Origin of the sequence: Bacillus sp. 005/A4HT-01/001 (assembly GCF_004634445.1) — a bacterium.
Taxonomy (GTDB): Bacteria; Bacillota; Bacilli; order Bacillales; family Bacillaceae; genus Bacillus; species Bacillus altitudinis.
Map to the genome: position 1 here is coordinate 65,287 of NZ_SEIZ01000006.1, position 17,879 is coordinate 83,165.

Genomic DNA, 17,879 nt, shown 5'->3' on the forward strand with positions numbered 1-17,879 from the left:
AAACCCCCTGCCTTACGCAGGGGGTTTTCATTTTGCTTATTTATTGTCATCTTGGTCAGATGCAGCAGGTGATAAGAGAACTTGAGTTACTTCTCCCTGCTCTTCCTCATCTAAAATAAACGATCCATTGCTATAACGATCATTTGCCCTTAGTGTGGAAATATCGAGCGGGATCGTGGCACCCTTTTCCGTATCAATCTCAAGTGTATCGTGCAGTGAAGCAGCAATCACAGCAACAATTCTGTGAGGGTTTTTCTTTAATTCTCTTAGCATGATGACTCCACGTTTTGCTCTTGATGTCTTATCAAATTCAGAGAGGTTCATCCGCTTCACAGCACCTCTTTGTGTCGTGAGAACAAGCACATTGTTCTTCGGATCAATGATTTGTCCAGAGACCACCTCGTCTCCATCCTTCAAATTGATGCCTTTCACACCAGCCGCTCTCGGACCGACCACACTCACTTCTTCTTCATCAAACCATAATCCATAGCCATTTTTCGTTGCAATAAACAATTCTTGCTGACCTGTTGTGACATGAACATCTACAAGTTCATCATCACCTTTTAAATTCAAGGCGACAAGCGGTTTTGAATAGCGCTGCGCTTTATATTGGAGAAGCTCTGTTTTCTTTACCATACCGCCTTTTGTGAAGAACAGGAGATACGATGATTCATCGAATTCTTTAATTGGGATCGCTTTTTGAATGGATTCATCGCGATCAATCGAAATAATATTCGTAATATGCTGCCCCATGTCTTTCCAGCGTATATCTGGCAGCTGGTGAACTGGACAGTAAATATAGCTCCCTTTATTCGTAAAGAGCAGAAGAACATCTGTTGTATTCATTTCAAACTGGTGAATCAGTCGGTCTGTATCCTTCATACCGAAGTCCTTACCGTTTGATGCAGCATAGGAACGCTGGCTTGTCCGTTTGATGTATCCATCCTTTGTGACTGTGACGTACACGTCCTCTGATGCGATCATCACTTCAAGGTTAATCTTAATTTCTTCAATTTTTTCCTCAATGACGGATCGTCTTTCATCAGCATACGTCTTTTTCAACTTCTTCAAGTTGTTCGTAATGACTTTAAACAGCTTCTTCTCATTTGCTAAAATGTCTTCAAGCTCTGCAATTCGCACGTCAAGCTCTCTTGCTTCGTCTCTTAGTTGAGTGATATCTGTATTTGTTAAACGATATAACTGGAGAGAAACAATCGCTTCTGATTGAGCTTCTGTAAAATCATATTTCTCCATCAAATTATTTTTCGCATCACGCTTGTCATTAGACGAACGAATCGTCGCAATGACTTCATCTAAAATGGAAAGAGCTTTAATTAATCCATCTACAATATGATGACGTTCTTTTGCTTTTCGAAGCTCGTATGCTGAGCGGTTCGTCACCACTTCTTTTTGATGAGCAATGTAAGCGTCTAGTACAGTTGTAAGCGTCATTAAAGTCGGTCTTCTGTTATGTATCGCGACCATATTAAAGTTATATGGGATTTGCAGATCAGAATTTTTATATAAGAAATTCAAGACACCATTCGCATCCGCTTCTTTTTTCAGCTCTACAACAATCCGAAGGCCGGTACGATCCGTCTCATCCCGAACCTCAGAAATTCCTTCTACTTTTCTTTCAATGCGGAACTCGTCCATCTTTTTGACAAGATTGGCCTTATTCACTTCATAAGGAATTTCTGTGATCACGATTTGCTGACGTCCACCACGAATGGTTTCAATCTCCGCTTTTCCGCGAATCATAATCTTTCCTTTTCCTGTTTCATATGCCTTCTTAATACCATCCACACCTTGAATGATCCCGCCTGTTGGGAAATCAGGCCCTTTGATGACTGTCATTAAATCTTCAACCGTACAATGCGGCTGTTCAATTCGCTTAATCACGCCATCAATCACTTCTCCTAGATGGTGCGGCGGAATATCAGTCGCATAACCGGCTGAGATCCCTGTTGAACCGTTCACAAGAAGGTTGGGAAACATCGCTGGTAAGACAACAGGCTCTTTGCTTGTATCATCAAAGTTCGCGACAAATTCGACTGTCTCCTTGTCGAGGTCCTTTAAAAGCTCTGATGCAATGGCAGAAAGCCTTGCTTCGGTATAACGCATGGCAGCAGGAGGATCTCCGTCGATACTCCCGTTATTTCCATGCATCTCAATCAGCACATTTCGCACTTTCCAATCCTGGCTCATTCTCACCATGGCTTCATAAACAGATGAATCACCATGCGGATGATAGTTACCAATGACGTTACCGACTGTTTTGGCAGCTTTACGGAAGTTTTTATCTTGTGTATTTCCTTCTGCATACATCGCATATAAAATTCTTCGTTGTACAGGCTTTAATCCATCACGTGCATCTGGAAGTGCACGATCTTGGATAATATATTTACTATAGCGACCAAAACGGTCCCCAATCACTTCTTCTAACGGTAAATCATGAAATCGTTCTTGTTGTGCCATGTTTAAACCTCCTCAGCTAGCGACAAGTTTTCATTTTCAAGAATGTTGCTTTCCTCATCAAGTCCAAAGGCGACATTCTTTTCAATCCATTTACGGCGTGGTTCTACTTTGTCACCCATCAGTGTCGTGACGCGGCGCTCCACCCGTGCAGCATCATCGATCTTCACCCTGACAAGCGTTCTCGACTCTGGATTCATTGTCGTTTCCCATAGCTGGTCGGCATTCATTTCACCTAAACCTTTATAGCGCTGAATCGTATATCCTTTTCCAACTTTCTTTAGTACGTCATCCATTTCTTCATCAGACCAAGCATATTCAATGACTTCTTTCTTCCCTGAGCCTTTGCTGACTTTATATAAAGGCGGAAGGGCAATGAATACTTTGCCATGCTCAATCAGCGGCTTCATATAGCGGTAGAAGAATGTAAGCAATAGAACCTGAATATGCGCGCCATCTGTATCAGCATCTGTCATAATGACAATTTTGTCATAATTGATGTCTTCTACATTAAAATCGACACCAACCCCGCCGCCAATAGCATGGATAATGGTGTTGATTTCTTCGTTTTTGAAAATATCCGCAAGCTTTGCTTTCTCTGTATTAATGACCTTACCTCGAAGCGGCAGCACCGCTTGGAATTTCCGATCACGTCCTTGCTTGGCTGATCCACCCGCTGAGTCGCCCTCTACAAGATACAGTTCGTTTCTTGCCGGGTTTCTAGATTGAGCAGGTGTTAATTTTCCGCTGAGTGTTGCTTCAGATTTTTTCCGTTTCTTGCCGCTCCTTGCTTCTTCTCTTGCTTTTCTAGCCGCTTCTCTTGCCTGCTGCGCTTTAATCGCTTTTTTGACAAGCAGTGTTGCCGTTTCGCGGTTTTCTTCAAGGAAATAAGCCAATTTTTCAGAAATTACGGCATCAACAGCTGACCTTGCCTCACTCGTTCCAAGCTTTCCTTTTGTTTGCCCTTCAAATTGAAGAAGTTCTTCAGGAATTCTGACAGAAATAACAGCTGACAAGCCTTCACGAATATCCGTACCTTCTAAATTTTTATCTTTTTCTTTTAAAAGGGTCACTTTGCGTGCATATTCATTAAAGGCTCTCGTCATGGCCGTTTTTGCACCAGACTCATGCGTACCGCCATCTTTGGTTCTTACGTTATTGACGAACGACAAAATATTTTCTGAATATCCGTCGTTAAATTGAAAGGCAAAATCGACTTCAATGGACTGATGTTCGCCTTCAAACGAAACGACTTCACTAAGTACATCCTTTTCCTCGTTTAAATAAGCAACGAACGCTTCAATACCTGTCTCATAATAAAAGGTTTCCTGCACATCATGGCGCTCATCAATCAGCTCTATTTTTAGCCCTTTTAATAAAAAGGCTGATTCTCTTAAACGCTCTGATAATATATCAAAATTATAGGTGGTGACACTGAACATCGTTGGATCTGGCTTAAAATGAATCAGTGTACCGGTCTTTTTCGTTTTCCCGATTTTTTCAAGTGATGTGACTGGCTTTCCGCCATGTTCAAAGCGCTGGTGATAAATAAATCCATCGCGTTCTATCGTCACGGTGAGCCACTCTGAAAGTGCGTTCACAACGGACGCCCCAACCCCGTGAAGTCCACCACTTGTTTTATAACCACCTTGACCAAATTTTCCGCCTGCGTGCAGGACAGTTAAAATGATCTCAGGTGTCGGTTTTCCAAGCTTATGCATACCAGTAGGCATTCCGCGCCCTTTATCTTGGACGGAAATGCTGTTATCTTTATGTATTTTGACAATGATATGATCTCCATGGCCAGCGAGCACTTCATCGACAGAGTTGTCTACAATCTCATAGACAAGGTGATGAAGACCGCGGGAATCCGTCGATCCAATATACATCCCTGGACGTTTACGGACCGCTTCAAGCCCCTCTAGCACCTGAATAGAATCATCGTTATAATCTACTTGCTGCTTTTTAACCAAATGCTTAATCCCCTTTCACTAACAAACATAACCGGCTAATCATCAATGATCTCTCTAGATTTTAATGATGATCATGCTGCTCATTACTGTCCACTTTAATAAGCTGCATCATCACCATGCATGTGTGATTCAGCGATACATGCTCTTTTGCACGGTTATGAATCATGTTCTACATTTTGCAATCAGAACTAGAAGTCCATTATAAACAAGACTGTTTCATAAGCCAAATGCAATCATATGATGGTTTTAGCAAAACAGAACAAATGTTCTATATTTATCTTATCGCTCTTTTTCTCGATATGCAAGGTCACCGATAGGTCCCTGTCGCCTTATTTTATCGCTTTCTTCTAGAATCGCAAATATATTTCTGCAACAAAAAAGCAAAAATCCTTGAAAAACCAAGGATTTTTGACGATTTAATGAGTTTTTGTCATCGCATGAGCCACTTTGATACATAAATCCATGATGGCGACCTTGCCATTTTCCTCAATCAGCCTTTTTGCCTCTTCATGATATACGCCTTGCTGCGCCCAAAAAACAGGTGCGTCTATTTCAAGAAATTCTTTCGCCACCTCAGGCAAAAACTCAGAACGTCTAAAGACATTGACGATATCAACAGGCCCTTCTATGTCTTTTAAAGAGTCGACCGCTTTTACCCCAAGTGCTTCATCAATCGTTGGATTGACAGGAATGATGTCATAACCGGCATCTTGCATGGCTTTTGAAACCATATAGGACGTTCGGTGCGGCTGATCTGACAAACCAACAACCGCAATTCGCTTACTGCTTTTTAATATACGCCCAATTTCTTGTTTTGAAGGATGTTTCATCCAGACACTCCTTTTCTTCTATTTTAGCGAATTTCTTGTTAAAAACAAAGCTGAATTCATCGGCCATCGTTTTTTTCAAAAAAAGATCGCCATGTTTTTCATAAGATCATGTTAAAATGTAAGACAAGAGGGAGAATATAAAGGAGTTATGCAGATGTTAATTGCTTTGATGTTTATTTTGGCTTATCTTCTCGGCAGTATTCCATCAGGTCTCATTGTCGGGAAAGCTGCAAAGGGAATCGATATCCGTGAACATGGCAGCGGGAACCTAGGTGCGACGAATGCATTCCGTACGCTAGGTGTGAAAGCAGGGTCCATCGTTATCACTGCTGATATTTTAAAAGGGACTCTTGCTTCGGCTTTACCGTTTTTCATGCAACTGGACATTCATCCCTTATTAGCAGGAGTTGCTGCTGTTATCGGTCACAGCTTTCCTGTCTTTGCAAAATTTAAAGGGGGAAAAGCGGTCGCTACATCAGGCGGCGTGCTGTTATTTTATGCCCCGTTCTTATTTATCACGATGATCGCTGCTTTTTTCTTATTTTTATACATTAGTAAATATGTTTCATTATCATCTATGCTGACTGGGATCTACACATTCATTTACAGCATATTCACCCAAGATCTATTTTTAATTATTGTTGTTGCTGTTCTTGCTGGCTTTGTGATCTTCAGACACATCGCCAACCTCAAACGAATTCTCAACAAAACTGAACCGAAAATCAAATGGCTTTAGCCGTTTCATCAATTTAAATATGTGGTAAAAGTAAAGAAAAGCTGTTTTTGCATCCTGCATTTAAAAACAGCATGACTTCAAAAAGGGGCGATCACATTGAAATTAACGATAAAAGATGATGCACTCAATTGGTACAAGAATGAACTGGATTTAGAAAAAGGTGATCATGTTCGCTTTTTTGTCAGATATGGCGGGTGCAGTAATGTACAAAAAGGCTTTTCTCTCGGCGTCGCAAAAGATGAACCTCAAAATGCCGGCGCAACCGCTGAAGTAGAAGGCATTACTTTCTTTGTGGAAGAAAGTGATATTTGGTATTTTGACAACCATGATCTGCATATTGATTATAACGAGTCCGTGAAAGAACCAGAATTTCATTATGAATAAACAAAAAGATACCTCATCCCTCGGGTATCTTTTTTGTTTATCACTCAATATAAAGTCCATACTCCTGAATGTTTCCTAACGACCGCTCTTTTTGTAAAATCCGTTTTTGCGAATCACCGATGAGATCAAAATGAGGAAAACCTTCGCGAACATGGATCCATTCTTTCTTTAATCCATGCTTTTGTCCCCAAGCGATTAATTGCTCCATATCCTGACAGGCTGCCTTTGTGACAGTATTCGCATGCGGAAAACGGTCATCAAGCCAATAGTGTGTCAAAAAGGCCACATTCCCTTGCCGAACAGCTGATTTCCAAGCATTCAAATCTCTTCTTTTAATTCCAAATGCCATGAATCAAACCTGCTTCTTGGACTGTTCGTATACGCTGTGCCATGCAGGGAAAGCTTTTCTAAATTGAATCGGTCTAAAGGTTTCTTTGTCCACACATATATGTGAGGTGGTCCCTGTAATAGCCGTTTGTCCATCAGGTTTTTGTATTTCATAGCCATACACTGTTTTCACGCCGTTATATTCTTCAATCCATGTGTGAACTGTAGCCGTTTCACCGTACAGTAGTGGTTTTTTATATTGAACCTGAAGATCGACAACAGGTGCAAGGACACCGTCTGCCTCTAACTGGGCATAGGAAAAGCCTAATTCTTTAATTAACGCTGTTCTGCCGACTTCCATCCAGATTAAATAGTTGGCATGATACACAATACCCATTTGATCTGTTTCTGCATAACGGACTTCTATTTCTTTTTTAGATACATACACGTTTTCATCGCTCTCCTATCAAAACCTAACGTCTCTGACATTTTACCACATTCCAAATGGTTCTTCTAAAAAGAGGCAATAAAATAAACCAGGAATCCCTGGTTTATTCAGTGTAACCGCTCTTTCTTGCTGCTTCCTCGTCCTTTATTTCAGAACGCATTGCGTCAATACTTGTTCTACGGTTTTCATTTTTTTGCTTGATCATCTGCTTTTCTTCCTCTGTTGAAAGACCCATTGCTGCTTCAGATTCATCAATATTTTCAAGTGTGTTTTCGATCATATCCTGCAGCTTCTCAACATTATCAGAACGATCATCTGGATTGGATTGATATGACTTGTCATTCATCATGCTTCCCTCCTATTATTCGCCCTTCGTCTGTATCACATCAGGCTGTTCATTCGATTTATTATGCATCTTTTTGCCTTTATTTCGTTTGTATGCTACAGGTTTTGTCCCTAAATGGTCTGGTGTAAACTGCGCTTGTTTATCATGCTCTCTACCCATCATTCATCCCTCCCTCTTCTTTAGGATGAACGAAAAAGGTCAAAACATAACTTATTTCTGTCTAAATCGCTCTTCCAACTTTTCTTCAAGCTGGTTTAAAAATTCCTCATTGCTTAATAATTCTTTTTTATTTTCAAGCACAAGTTCTTCAAATGTACGGCGCTTTCTTCTTCTCATGTCTATCACCACCTCCACTCTGTTCATACCATTTTCGCCAAAACATTTAGAAAATAAGCAAAAAAGAGCTGAATCATTATAGATCCAGCTCTTTTTCAATTTCTTTTTTTGTGAGCATTTGATGCTTTACAGTCAGGATACGCCCTTTTTCATCTAGTATGTATGTCGTCGGATAGGAAAGTACCTGATATCTCGCTTGAATACCTTTTTGATCTAATAAAACAGGAAAACTGACCTTAAGTTCATCAATAAATGAGGCGACGTGATCCACACTCTTTTCAGTGTTCGTCAAATTCACCGCTAGTACCTCAACTTGCTCATTTTCACTTCTAATTGCGTCTAGATCTGGCATTTCTGTTCGGCAAGGCTTACACCATGTCGCCCAAAAATTGAGGAGTACTTTTTTCCCTCGATAATCAGATAACGATGCCATTTTGCCATCAAGGGTTTTGAGCTCAAAATCAGGGGCTTTGTCCCCTGTTTCAAGACCGATGGCGGGTTCTTTTGGTCCGAATACATTCCATGCAAGTAAACCAATCAACACAAGTAAAACAGCGCTTGCCATTCCTTTTTTCCACATGATTGATCCTCCACTATGTTAAAAAAGAAGAGAAAGCTGTCTAATCGCCTTCTCTTCTTTGCTTTATTAGTTGCTTGCCAATTTTTCACGCAATACCATTTGAAGGATACCACCATGACGGTAGTAGTCAATTTCGACTTCACTGTCAAAGCGAACAATTACTTCAAATGTTTTCTCGTTGCCATCTGTATCAATTGCTTTTACAGTGACAAGATCACGCGGACGAACTGTTTCATCAACATCTACTTCGAATGTTTCTGTTCCTGTTAGTCCATAAGTTTCTGCACTTTCACCGTCTTTAAACTGTAAAGGAAGTACGCCCATGAAGACAAGGTTACTTCTGTGGATACGCTCAAAGCTTTCCGCAAGAACGAATTTAATTCCAAGAAGATTTGTTCCTTTTGCAGCCCAGTCACGTGAAGAACCCATTCCGTAGTCTTTGCCTGCTAAGATCGCAAGACCAGTTCCATCTTCTTTATAACGCATGCATGCATCATAAATGGATGTCACTTCACCAGTTGGCCAGTACGTTGTATACCCGCCTTCTGTTCCTGGTGCAATTTGGTTCTTAATGCGGATGTTTGCAAAAGTACCTCTCATCATTACATGGTGGTTACCACGACGAGATCCATATGAGTTAAAGTCTCTTGGCGAAACGCCTCTTTCTTGCAAGTATTTACCTGCAGGCGTGTCTTTACCAATTGCTCCAGCAGGAGAAATATGGTCTGTTGTGACAGAATCACCGAACTTCGCCACTACGCGCAATCCTTTAAGTGGTTCAACTTTACCAGGTTCAACTGATAAGTTTTCAAAAAATGGCGGGTTATCAATGTATGTGGAATTTTCATCCCATTTATACAATGCATCATCCGTCGTTTTAATTTCATTCCAGCGGTCATTGTTGTCAAAAACAGTTTCATACTCTGAACGGAATAGCTCAGGTGTGACAGTGCTTTTGACGACGCTGTTGATTTCATCCATTGATGGCCAAATGTCATTGAAATAAACGTTCTCGCCATTTTTATCGACACCGATCGGATCTTTTGTCAAATCAATATTCACCGTACCAGCAAGTGCATAAGCCACAACTAATGGTGGAGATGCAAGGTAGTTTCCTTTTACAAGCGGGTGGATACGACCTTCGAAGTTACGGTTACCTGATAAAACAGAAGTGATCAGCAGATCATTTTCAGAGACAGCATCTTCAATTTCTTTTTCAAGCGGTCCTGAGTTTCCGATACATGTTGTACAGCCATACCCAACAATGTTAAATCCGAGGTCTCTTAAATATGGAAGAAGTCCCGAATTCACAAGGTACCCTGTTACAACTTTAGAACCCGGTGCTAGTGACGTTTTCACGTAATTTGGCACCTTCATACCGAGCTCACTTGCTTTTTTCGCAACAAGACCTGCTCCGATTAAGACGTATGGGTTCGATGTATTCGTACAGCTCGTAATCGCTGCAATCGCAATCGCACCTGTCTTCATCACAGCCTTTTCACCATTTGCTAGATCAAATTCGATTTGTTTGTCTAGCTCTGATTTTTCTAAGCCAAAACCTTGGTTACCAGCTGGGCTTTCGATGTGTTTATGGAACGTCTCTTTCATTTGAGAAAGTGGAATCAAATCTTGTGGACGTTTAGGACCAGATAAGTTTGATTCAATTTGAGAAAGATCAATTTCCACAACATCAGTAAAGATTGGCTCTTCTGCATCTGGCGTATAGAATAAGCCATTTGCGCGAGAATATTCTTCAACGATATTAATTTGCTCTTCATCACGTCCAGTAAGGCGAAGGTAAGCAAGAGCTTCCTCATCTACTGGGAAGAATCCGCAAGTAGCACCGTATTCAGGCGCCATGTTTGCAATCGTTGCACGATCTGCTAACGGCAATTGTGCAACACCAGGTCCGAAGAACTCGACGAACTTGTTAACTACGCCTTTTTCACGAAGAACTTGTGTCACTTTTAAGGCAAGGTCAGTTGCAGTCGTTCCGTTTGGAAGCTCTCCAACTAATTTAGCACCAATGACTTCTGGTACTGGGAAGTATGAAGGCTGACCGAGCATTCCAGCTTCTGCTTCGATACCGCCAACGCCCCATCCAAGTACACCGATACCGTTAATCATTGTTGTATGTGAGTCAGTACCAACTAATGTATCTGGGTAAGTGATGATCTCGCCATCTTCTTCGATTGCATGAACAACACTTGCAAGATACTCTAAGTTCACTTGGTGAACGATCCCTGTTGCAGGCGGAACAGCTTGATAATTGTTAAACGCTTTCTTTGCCCAGCTAAGGAAGTTATAACGCTCTGCGTTACGTTCGAATTCTAAATCCATGTTAATGTTTAATGCATCTTCAGTTCCAGCTTTATCGACTTGTACAGAGTGGTCAATGACCAGGTCAACTGGAATTTCAGGGTTGATTTTATCTGGGTCTCCGCCCACATCTGCCATTGCTTTTCTTAAAGAAGCAAGGTCAACGACAGCTGGCACACCCGTGAAGTCTTGTAAAATAACACGAGAAGGTTTAAATGGAACATCAATTTCTTTTACCTCGGCAGTTCCCCATTTTGCCAAGTTCTCAACGTGTTCCTTTTTGATCACTCTACCGTCTACTTGGCGAAGCACTGATTCTAACAGTACCTTAATGGAATAAGGCAATTTAGAAACATTTCCGATTCCTTGTTTCTCGAGTGCTTCTAACGAATAATAGTGATACGTTTTCCCATTTGTCGAAAACGTTTTTCTAGATTGAAAAGCGTCTTGTTTAGCGACTTGCTGCTGTTTCGACATGTCCAAAATCCCCCTTTTGATGATCAAGATCAATTTCAATTCTCAGAAAAATCGTCGTATTTCACCACAATTTTCTCACAATTTCATCTTAAAACAAATTCATACATAAGTAAATAACAATGCTTTTATTAAATTCAATAAGTTTAGCTTATCACAAGGAAATGATTACTCCTCATAAACTGAGCAGCACGGGTTCATACTAATGCTGAGGTGATAGAACATGACAAAAAGAAAAGCAAATCATGTCATTGACGGCATGAACGCAGCCAAAAGCCAAGGAAATGGTGCAGGCTATATAGAAAATGATCAGCTCGTTTTAACAGAAGAACAAAAGCAAAACAATAAAAAGCGTAAAAAAAACCAATAAGAAAGGAGTGAGAAATGATGACGAACAAAAACACTGGGAAAGACATACGTCAAAACTCTCCTAAAGAGCATCAAGGCGGGCAGCCTGAGCCACTATCAGGCAGTAAAAAAGTGAAAAACCGCAACCATACAAGACAAAAGCACAATTCACATCATGATATGTAAACATTTTCTCTTAAGCCCGTGACCAAACGGGATGTTTTAGGTCTTTCACACATTTCAGCTTTTATCATATGATTTATTATGAGATGTGATGGAGGAGTGTTTATGGAGAATGAAAAGCAAGTGAATTCCTCTGATTTTCTTGAAATAGATGATTGGCTGAATGTATTAATGGACGATCCTTTTGCATGGTATGACGAACAGCTCCCAATAGATCTTTATGAAACGAGCCGTGATTATATTATTGAGATCGACCTCTCCACCCTATCGATCACTGATTTAAAACTGACCTTTTCCGGATGTGAGCTCATCCTCGCTTATTTGATTGATGAAAGAGAACAGCCGATTGAAAAAAGTGTCATGCTCCCTTTTTATTTGAATGACAAAGACATTGATACAGATTACGAAAACAGAATCATATCAATCAAAATCAAAAAGGATGCCCATCGTCAAGACGGAGCATTTTCCTTTCAAATGCCGCACTTCAAACATTAAGAGCCCGCCTGTATACAGGCGGGCTCTCTTCCGTTCGTTTCAAGTCAATACCTTGTGCGAACCACCATGGCCAAATAGTAGAGTCGCTATACCATAATGTATTCCTTTTCTACTAAATGGTTTGGGTCATTCTAGTAAATGGGCGCCTCTTGATCAAAAAAGGCGTTTATAGAAAAAACACATACATTTTTGTTATTTTCTTCTACCTTCCCTTCATGTAAAATAGAATAGAGAGAAGGGATATAGGGAGTGAGAACATGTTAAGCGGCTGGTTTTTGTGGTTCATTTTATTTTGGGGTACAGTGATGATTGGATTACTAGCGATCGGTGGCTTTTTTATGTTTCGCAAGTTTTTAAAACGATTGCCGAAAGAAGACGGGAAATCAGAGCTTGATTGGCAGGATGAATATATTCAAAAGAGCCTGCACCTATGGCGCGATGAAGACAAACAGCTATTAAATGAGCTAGTATTACCGGTTCCAGAGCTGTTTAGAGATGTCGCCAAAGAAAAAATCGCCGGTAAAATTGGCGAACTGGCACTTAAAGAACAAGCGGCCAGCATTAATTTAGACTTAATCATTCGTGGCTATATTATCGCTACACCGAAGCGGGATCATAAATTTCTACTAAAGCGCCTTCAAGAAAAAAAGATCGACCATTCGCCATATGAATCTTTATTAAAATAACCTCCTTTTTAAAAAAGGAGGTTTAATTTATTTGGGCCTGCTGCAGATCTAATTGTTTAGACATCTTTCTAAACGACAAATACATCGCAACCCGCCAAGGGACAATCATGCCAAAGGCTAGAATCCAAAACATCCCGCTAAGCGCACCATAATCAATGGAAGAGCTTAAAATCGTCTTCATTCCGATACGAAGGACAAGAAGCCCAATGAGAATAAACACAAATGCTTTTGAACGCTTCAAATAGATTTCATTGCCTCTAATTTCAAATTTCGATGTTTTAATTAAAAAGATAGAGAAAAACATCCCTACAGTAATCGCCTCTAAAAATTCAGCTCCAGTTACTTGAAACATTGGCACAAAAAACATCAGTGCACCAGTGCTCATAAAGATAGGAGGTAATATAATTTTTTTCGCGGTTGCAGGTTTTGCAGATGATTTAATGCGAATAAACATGACGGCTACCGCCATACATACCGCCACTATAGAAGAAATTATGATCATCATATCAAATCATTCCTTTATTCTTTAAGGTCAGTCTATGTATAATATACTCCAATTGACGAAAAAAAACCATTCGCCGCGACTGTAGAAAACGATTTCAAAAACCCGTAAATCCTCCAAATAATGATGAAAACATAATAATGATCCATGTCAGAAGATCAAAGAACAGCAAGATTCCTACCACGATCATAATAATCCCGCCAGTTTTCATAATGAGCTGCTGGCGCTTTCTGATCCAAGCCATTTTTGTGATGAAAAAGGAAAGAACAAAAAATGGGATAGCAAAACCTAATACATACGCAATCATGTAGGTCACAGCGGACTCTGGCTTGTTGCTGGCAAGTGTGATGACAGCTGATAAAATCGGGCCGGTACATGGTGTCCAACCAGCAGCAAAACCCATTCCGATGAGAATCGATCCAAAAAAACCGGCTGGACGATTCTTAAACTGCAACCTCTTTTCTCCCATTAAAAAAGAAGGCTGAAATACACCAAGAATCATAAAGCCAAAGAAAATAATGAGAATGGCACCAATTTGACGAATCGCATCTTGATATTCAATGAAAAACTTCCCAACAAACGATGTCCCAAATCCAATGGCAATAAAAATGAGAGAGAATCCAATTAAAAAGAATAATGTATGAAGAAGACTTCTCCTTCTCAGCATCACCTTCTCAGATTTCACTTCATCTATACTAACGCCCGTAATATAGGATAAAAAGGCTGGATAAAGTGGCAGACAGCACGGTGAGATAAAAGAAAGAAACCCTGCTCCAAACGCTAAAAAGTAATTCAAATCTGACAAAAGAACACCCCCTTCTTACAATATACAATAAGAGATGACAAATTCATTTCATTTTTTTTACATCATCTCAATAAAGATGGTCTAATCTCTTAAAACCTTATATAATTTAATTTGACATCAAGATACCAAACCCTTTAAATTTGAAAATAAACCTTAAAATGGATATAATAGAACCGATTCTTTTTATCAAGATTTGCATGAAAGGAACATGACTTTGGTAAAAACATCATTATTAACTCAAATTGAAGAAAAAAGAGAAGAGTTGATGAAAGTTGTCTTGCATAATGGGATGACATCAACAGTGACCATCGAACATAGCCAGCAGCTAGATCATCTCCTCTTACAATATCAACGACACTTACACTCAAACTCAGCCAACTAATGATATCTCAAGATAGAAACAAATGCCGCACGATTTTAGAAAAGTTGATATGTGTGACAATAAAAGAAACGAAAACCTCTGCTCACAGGGGTTTTTTGTTTTATCTTTAACGGACGGTTCACGGCAAAATAAAAACCACTTTCCCTGCTTTATTCATGCAAGTACAGTGGTTTTATGCGTCTGATGAAGGTGACTTCAATAAAGAAAGGACATCGCTTGTCCAATCTTTAGGGACCATGTTCCATCTATGATCATAATAACGTACGTATTATTTCGCTTGGTTGTTCATGGCTTTCATCATTTGATTGATTTTCTTTTGGGACGGTTTCATGCCCATTTGCATCATCATCATTCGAAGCATTTGTTCATTAATTGGTGGATTCTTTTTCAAGTAGCTCATCATATACTTACGAGCAATAAAGAATCCGAGTGCAACTCCTGCAAGCAGTGCAACAACGCCTACAAGGATGACAACCCATAAATCCATAATTCTTCCTCCTTCATGTTGTCTCGTATAAAGTGTACTAAACAAAAGGCTATTATACAACATTTCACGTTCAATTTTATTTTTTTAAACAAAATTCCTCACTTTTACCGGATTGAGCCACCCGTGCTTCTTTGATCCAAAGTCCATAGCCAGGAAACAAGGACTAATTTTTCTGAGTACTTCAAAAAACACAGCTTCTGCCTCATAACTGCCTGTGGCAGACATTTGAATGTAACGGTCTTTTATAATGAATGCGGCTGTGCCTTTTCCATCTGGCAGCGATGCACTGTATATTGAGCCTATTTGTGTATAGTGAATGTTGGTTAAATTGTTCATTAAACGCTGGTGCATATGAAAAGCAGGGATTCGTTTCGTTACATAATCCACTTGCTTAACAAGCATGACTAATTCGTCATCACTGCGGTTCGTCCAGTGTAACGATTCAAACAAATGAAACAAAATAGATTCTCTACCAAAATAATGATGAGCAAACTCATCCTCAATCCAATAAATATAATAATGGCGTTCCATGTCTATCCCTTCCTTTCACATTTCGTCAATCTCGCTTATTGCTTGTATTATACAAAAATGTGAAAGAAAGAATTGTCTATATATGAAGCAAGAAGAAACTAGTTTTGTCAAAAAAACAAGAAAAAAGAAAAAAGTTTGCAGAGCATAGTGAAAAGCTCTGCAAACCGACTGCAAAAAAGCATGATGCTTGGAGACTGATTATTTATTCAGCTTTGCTTTTACGCGGCTCACCACGTTGCTGACAGTGAAACCGTATTTTTCAATAATGGTTTCGCCCGGTGCAGAAGCGCCAAATTTATCAATCGCAATCACATCGCCATCAAGGCCAGTGTAACGTTCCCAGCCAAGTGAAGCACCCATTTCGATTGCAACACGTGCTCTCACTGCTTTAGGAAGAACGGACTCTTTGTATTCGTCTGACTGCTCATCAAAGCGATCCCATGCAGGTAAGCTCACGACAGAAACGCGAATGCCTTCTTTTTCAAGTGCCTTTTGCGCTTCAATGGCTAAACCTACTTCAGATCCTGAGGCAAGTAGAAGAGCTTCTGGCTGTGCATCAGCTGCTTCAACGACGACATATCCACCTTTTTCTACGCCTTCATACGCCTTCTCTGGTGCTTGATCAATCGTTGGAAGGTTTTGACGAGTAAGAACAAGCGCTGTCGGTTTATTCGTTGAAGATACAGCAATTTTCCATGCAGCAGCTGTTTCGTTTCCATCAGCTGGACGAATAACAGAAAGATTAGGCATCGCACGTAATGAAGCGAGCTGTTCAACTGGCTCATGCGTTGGTCCATCTTCCCCAACCGCAATGCTGTCATGCGTAAATACATAAGTGACAGGAAGTCCCATCAATGCAGCAAGACGAATGGCAGGTCTTAAGTAGTCTGAGAAAACAAAGAATGTTCCGCCGAATACACGAAGTCCGCCGTGAAGTGCCATACCGTTTAATGCTGCACCCATTGCGAATTCTCTCACACCAAACCAAATGTTTCTGCCAGCATAATTCTCTCTGCCAAAGTCAGTTGTATCTTTAATGGTTGTTTTATTTGATCCAGCAAGGTCAGCAGACCCGCCAATAAAGAATGGTACTTGTTTTGCAATGCCATTTAATACTTCTCCAGAAGAAGCACGAGAGGCAAGGCTTGAACCTGCTTCATATACAGGAACCTCTTGATCCCAATTCTCAGGAAGTTTCCCTTCAATCGCGAGCTTCAGCTGAGCTGCCAGTTCTGGATATTCTTTTTCATATTGCTCAAACAGTTCATTCCACGCTGATTCTTTTTTCTGTCCAGCGTCTTTAACAGCTGTTTTGAAATGATCGTACACTTCAGAAGGTACATGGAAATCTTCTTCAAACGTCCAAGAATAAGCTTCCTTCGTTAGCTTCGCTTCCTCACTTCCAAGCGGTGCACCGTGCACCCCAGACGTTCCCGCACGGTTTGGAGATCCGAAACCGATTGTCGTTTTCACTTCAATAAGTGTAGGTTTGTCTGTACTTTGTTTGGCTTTTTCAATGGCAGCCGTCACTTCGTCAATGTTATTGCCGTCTTTTACATAAAGAACTTCCCAATTCATCGCTTCAAAACGATTCTTCACATTTTCAGAGAAAGAACGATCGAGGTCGCCATCTAAAGAAATGTCGTTTGAATCATAAAGAACAATTAAACGGCCTAAGCCTAAATGACCAGCAAGTGAAGCAGCTTCAGAGGAAATGCCCTCCATTAAGTCTCCATCTCCGCAAATGCTGTATGTATAGTGATCCACAACATTAAAGTTATCTTTGTTATACGTTTCTGCAAGATGTCTTTCTGCAAGTGCCATTCCTACAGCCATCGCAATCCCTTGTCCTAAAGGACCTGTTGTCGCATCTACGCCCTCTGTATGTCCAAACTCAGGATGTCCAGGTGTTTTGCTTCCCCATTGGCGGAATTGTTTTAAATCTTCGATGCTCAGATTGTATCCGCTTAAATGAAGCATGCTATATAAAAGCATAGAGCCATGTCCCGCAGATAACACAAAACGGTCTCTGTTAAACCAATTTGGATTTTGCGGACTTACGTTTAAGTGATTCGTCCATAAAGCGTACGCCATTGGTGCAGCGCCCATCGGCATTCCAGGGTGACCGGAATTCGCTTTTTCAATTGCGTCTATGGAGAGAGTACGTATTGTTGCAATAGATTTCAATTCAATCGTTTCCATATAAATCCCCTTCCGTATCTTGTGTACACC

At 40.4% G+C, this 17,879-nt stretch carries 22 protein-coding genes; 7 read left to right on the forward strand and 15 right to left on the reverse strand.

The genetic code is table 11. The annotated features are described in order from the left end of the window. Nucleotides 1-36 precede the first annotated feature (36 nt). The 3 genes from parC to ES896_RS16435 form a co-directional block, all read right to left on the reverse strand. Nucleotides 37-2,478: a DNA topoisomerase IV subunit A gene (gene parC, locus ES896_RS16425; protein ID WP_048001482.1), complete on the reverse strand. Its 2,442-nt coding sequence runs from the start codon at nt 2,476-2,478 to the stop codon at nt 37-39. 2 nt (nt 2,479-2,480) lie between these two features. Beyond that, entirely contained in the window at nt 2,481-4,448 is a 1,968-nt protein-coding gene (parE, locus tag ES896_RS16430) for a DNA topoisomerase IV subunit B (protein WP_017367329.1), read from the reverse strand. A 416-nt stretch (nt 4,449-4,864) separates the two neighbouring features. Continuing rightward, nucleotides 4,865-5,278: a CoA-binding protein gene (locus tag ES896_RS16435; protein WP_048001484.1), complete on the reverse strand. Its 414-nt coding sequence runs from the start codon at nt 5,276-5,278 to the stop codon at nt 4,865-4,867. A gap of 154 nt (nt 5,279-5,432) precedes the next feature. Here ES896_RS16435 and plsY point away from each other — a divergent pair, with 154 nt between their 5' ends. Both plsY and ES896_RS16445 read left to right on the forward strand, forming a co-directional pair. Beyond that, nucleotides 5,433-6,014 carry a glycerol-3-phosphate 1-O-acyltransferase PlsY gene (plsY, locus tag ES896_RS16440; RefSeq protein ID WP_008343794.1) on the forward strand — a complete coding sequence of 194 codons (582 nt, stop codon included), beginning with the start codon at nt 5,433-5,435 and terminating at the stop codon, nt 6,012-6,014. 96 nt (nt 6,015-6,110) lie between these two features. Continuing rightward, entirely contained in the window at nt 6,111-6,398 is a 288-nt protein-coding gene (locus ES896_RS16445; RefSeq protein WP_008343795.1) for a HesB/YadR/YfhF family protein, read from the forward strand. Between the two features lie 40 nt (nt 6,399-6,438). Here ES896_RS16445 and ES896_RS16450 read toward each other — a convergent pair whose 3' ends face one another. From ES896_RS16450 to acnA, 7 genes are all read right to left on the reverse strand, one after another. Further along, the gene (locus ES896_RS16450; protein ID WP_019744130.1) at nt 6,439-6,747 is read right to left on the reverse strand and encodes a hypothetical protein; all 309 of its coding nucleotides are present in this window, start codon (nt 6,745-6,747) and stop codon (nt 6,439-6,441) included. Nucleotides 6,748-6,750: 3 nt separating this feature from the next. Beyond that, nucleotides 6,751-7,173 carry an acyl-CoA thioesterase gene (locus ES896_RS16455; protein ID WP_008343800.1) on the reverse strand — a complete coding sequence of 141 codons (423 nt, stop codon included), beginning with the start codon at nt 7,171-7,173 and terminating at the stop codon, nt 6,751-6,753. Nucleotides 7,174-7,276: 103 nt separating this feature from the next. Continuing rightward, on the reverse strand, nt 7,277-7,519 hold the full coding sequence (gene tlp, locus ES896_RS16460; RefSeq protein WP_017359579.1) for a small acid-soluble spore protein Tlp: 243 nt from the start codon (nt 7,517-7,519) through the stop codon (nt 7,277-7,279). Nucleotides 7,520-7,534: 15 nt separating this feature from the next. Then, nucleotides 7,535-7,678 carry an acid-soluble spore protein N gene (locus tag ES896_RS16465; protein WP_008357830.1) on the reverse strand — a complete coding sequence of 48 codons (144 nt, stop codon included), beginning with the start codon at nt 7,676-7,678 and terminating at the stop codon, nt 7,535-7,537. A 51-nt stretch (nt 7,679-7,729) separates the two neighbouring features. Next, nucleotides 7,730-7,855: an FbpB family small basic protein gene (locus ES896_RS16470; RefSeq protein ID WP_003211002.1), complete on the reverse strand. Its 126-nt coding sequence runs from the start codon at nt 7,853-7,855 to the stop codon at nt 7,730-7,732. 76 nt (nt 7,856-7,931) lie between these two features. Then, a complete protein-coding gene (locus ES896_RS16475; protein WP_135227046.1) occupies nt 7,932-8,435 on the reverse strand; it encodes a TlpA family protein disulfide reductase in 504 nt (167 codons plus the stop codon). A gap of 66 nt (nt 8,436-8,501) precedes the next feature. Then, a complete protein-coding gene (gene acnA, locus ES896_RS16480; protein ID WP_008343808.1) occupies nt 8,502-11,231 on the reverse strand; it encodes an aconitate hydratase AcnA in 2,730 nt (909 codons plus the stop codon). A 220-nt stretch (nt 11,232-11,451) separates the two neighbouring features. On the opposite strand from acnA, the gene sspO reads away from it, so the two are divergent. The 4 genes from sspO to ES896_RS16500 all read left to right on the forward strand — a co-directional run bounded on the left by sspO (nt 11,452) and on the right by ES896_RS16500 (nt 12,940). Continuing rightward, on the forward strand, nt 11,452-11,598 hold the full coding sequence (gene sspO / locus ES896_RS16485) for a small acid-soluble spore protein O (protein ID WP_017359581.1): 147 nt from the start codon (nt 11,452-11,454) through the stop codon (nt 11,596-11,598). Between the two features lie 17 nt (nt 11,599-11,615). Next, nucleotides 11,616-11,762, forward strand: coding sequence for a small acid-soluble spore protein P (locus ES896_RS16490; RefSeq protein ID WP_003211331.1), 147 nt, complete (start codon nt 11,616-11,618; stop codon nt 11,760-11,762). 102 nt (nt 11,763-11,864) lie between these two features. Continuing rightward, nucleotides 11,865-12,254: an Hsp20/alpha crystallin family protein gene (locus ES896_RS16495; RefSeq protein ID WP_025207398.1), complete on the forward strand. Its 390-nt coding sequence runs from the start codon at nt 11,865-11,867 to the stop codon at nt 12,252-12,254. Between the two features lie 257 nt (nt 12,255-12,511). Continuing rightward, nucleotides 12,512-12,940 (forward strand): DUF2621 domain-containing protein, encoded by a 429-nt coding sequence (locus tag ES896_RS16500; protein ID WP_007499335.1) that lies wholly within the window; start codon nt 12,512-12,514, stop codon nt 12,938-12,940. A gap of 22 nt (nt 12,941-12,962) precedes the next feature. Here the strand turns inward: ES896_RS16500 and ES896_RS16505 are convergent, their stop codons facing one another. After that, the gene (locus ES896_RS16505) at nt 12,963-13,445 is read right to left on the reverse strand and encodes a CcdC family protein (RefSeq protein WP_007499337.1); all 483 of its coding nucleotides are present in this window, start codon (nt 13,443-13,445) and stop codon (nt 12,963-12,965) included. 94 nt (nt 13,446-13,539) lie between these two features. Further along, nucleotides 13,540-14,247: a cytochrome c biogenesis CcdA family protein gene (locus ES896_RS16510; protein WP_008343813.1), complete on the reverse strand. Its 708-nt coding sequence runs from the start codon at nt 14,245-14,247 to the stop codon at nt 13,540-13,542. A 208-nt stretch (nt 14,248-14,455) separates the two neighbouring features. Here ES896_RS16510 and ES896_RS16515 point away from each other — a divergent pair, with 208 nt between their 5' ends. Continuing rightward, nucleotides 14,456-14,629 carry an aspartyl-phosphate phosphatase Spo0E family protein gene (locus ES896_RS16515; protein ID WP_369810454.1) on the forward strand — a complete coding sequence of 58 codons (174 nt, stop codon included), beginning with the start codon at nt 14,456-14,458 and terminating at the stop codon, nt 14,627-14,629. Nucleotides 14,630-14,897: 268 nt separating this feature from the next. Here ES896_RS16515 and ES896_RS16520 read toward each other — a convergent pair whose 3' ends face one another. From ES896_RS16520 to tkt, 3 genes are all read right to left on the reverse strand, one after another. Next, the gene (locus ES896_RS16520) at nt 14,898-15,116 is read right to left on the reverse strand and encodes a YneF family protein (protein WP_003212379.1); all 219 of its coding nucleotides are present in this window, start codon (nt 15,114-15,116) and stop codon (nt 14,898-14,900) included. Nucleotides 15,117-15,200: 84 nt separating this feature from the next. Continuing rightward, entirely contained in the window at nt 15,201-15,647 is a 447-nt protein-coding gene (sirA, locus tag ES896_RS16525; protein WP_007499339.1) for a sporulation inhibitor of replication protein SirA, read from the reverse strand. A gap of 198 nt (nt 15,648-15,845) precedes the next feature. Continuing rightward, nucleotides 15,846-17,849 (reverse strand): transketolase, encoded by a 2,004-nt coding sequence (gene tkt, locus ES896_RS16530; RefSeq protein WP_135227047.1) that lies wholly within the window; start codon nt 17,847-17,849, stop codon nt 15,846-15,848. Nucleotides 17,850-17,879 lie beyond the last annotated feature (30 nt).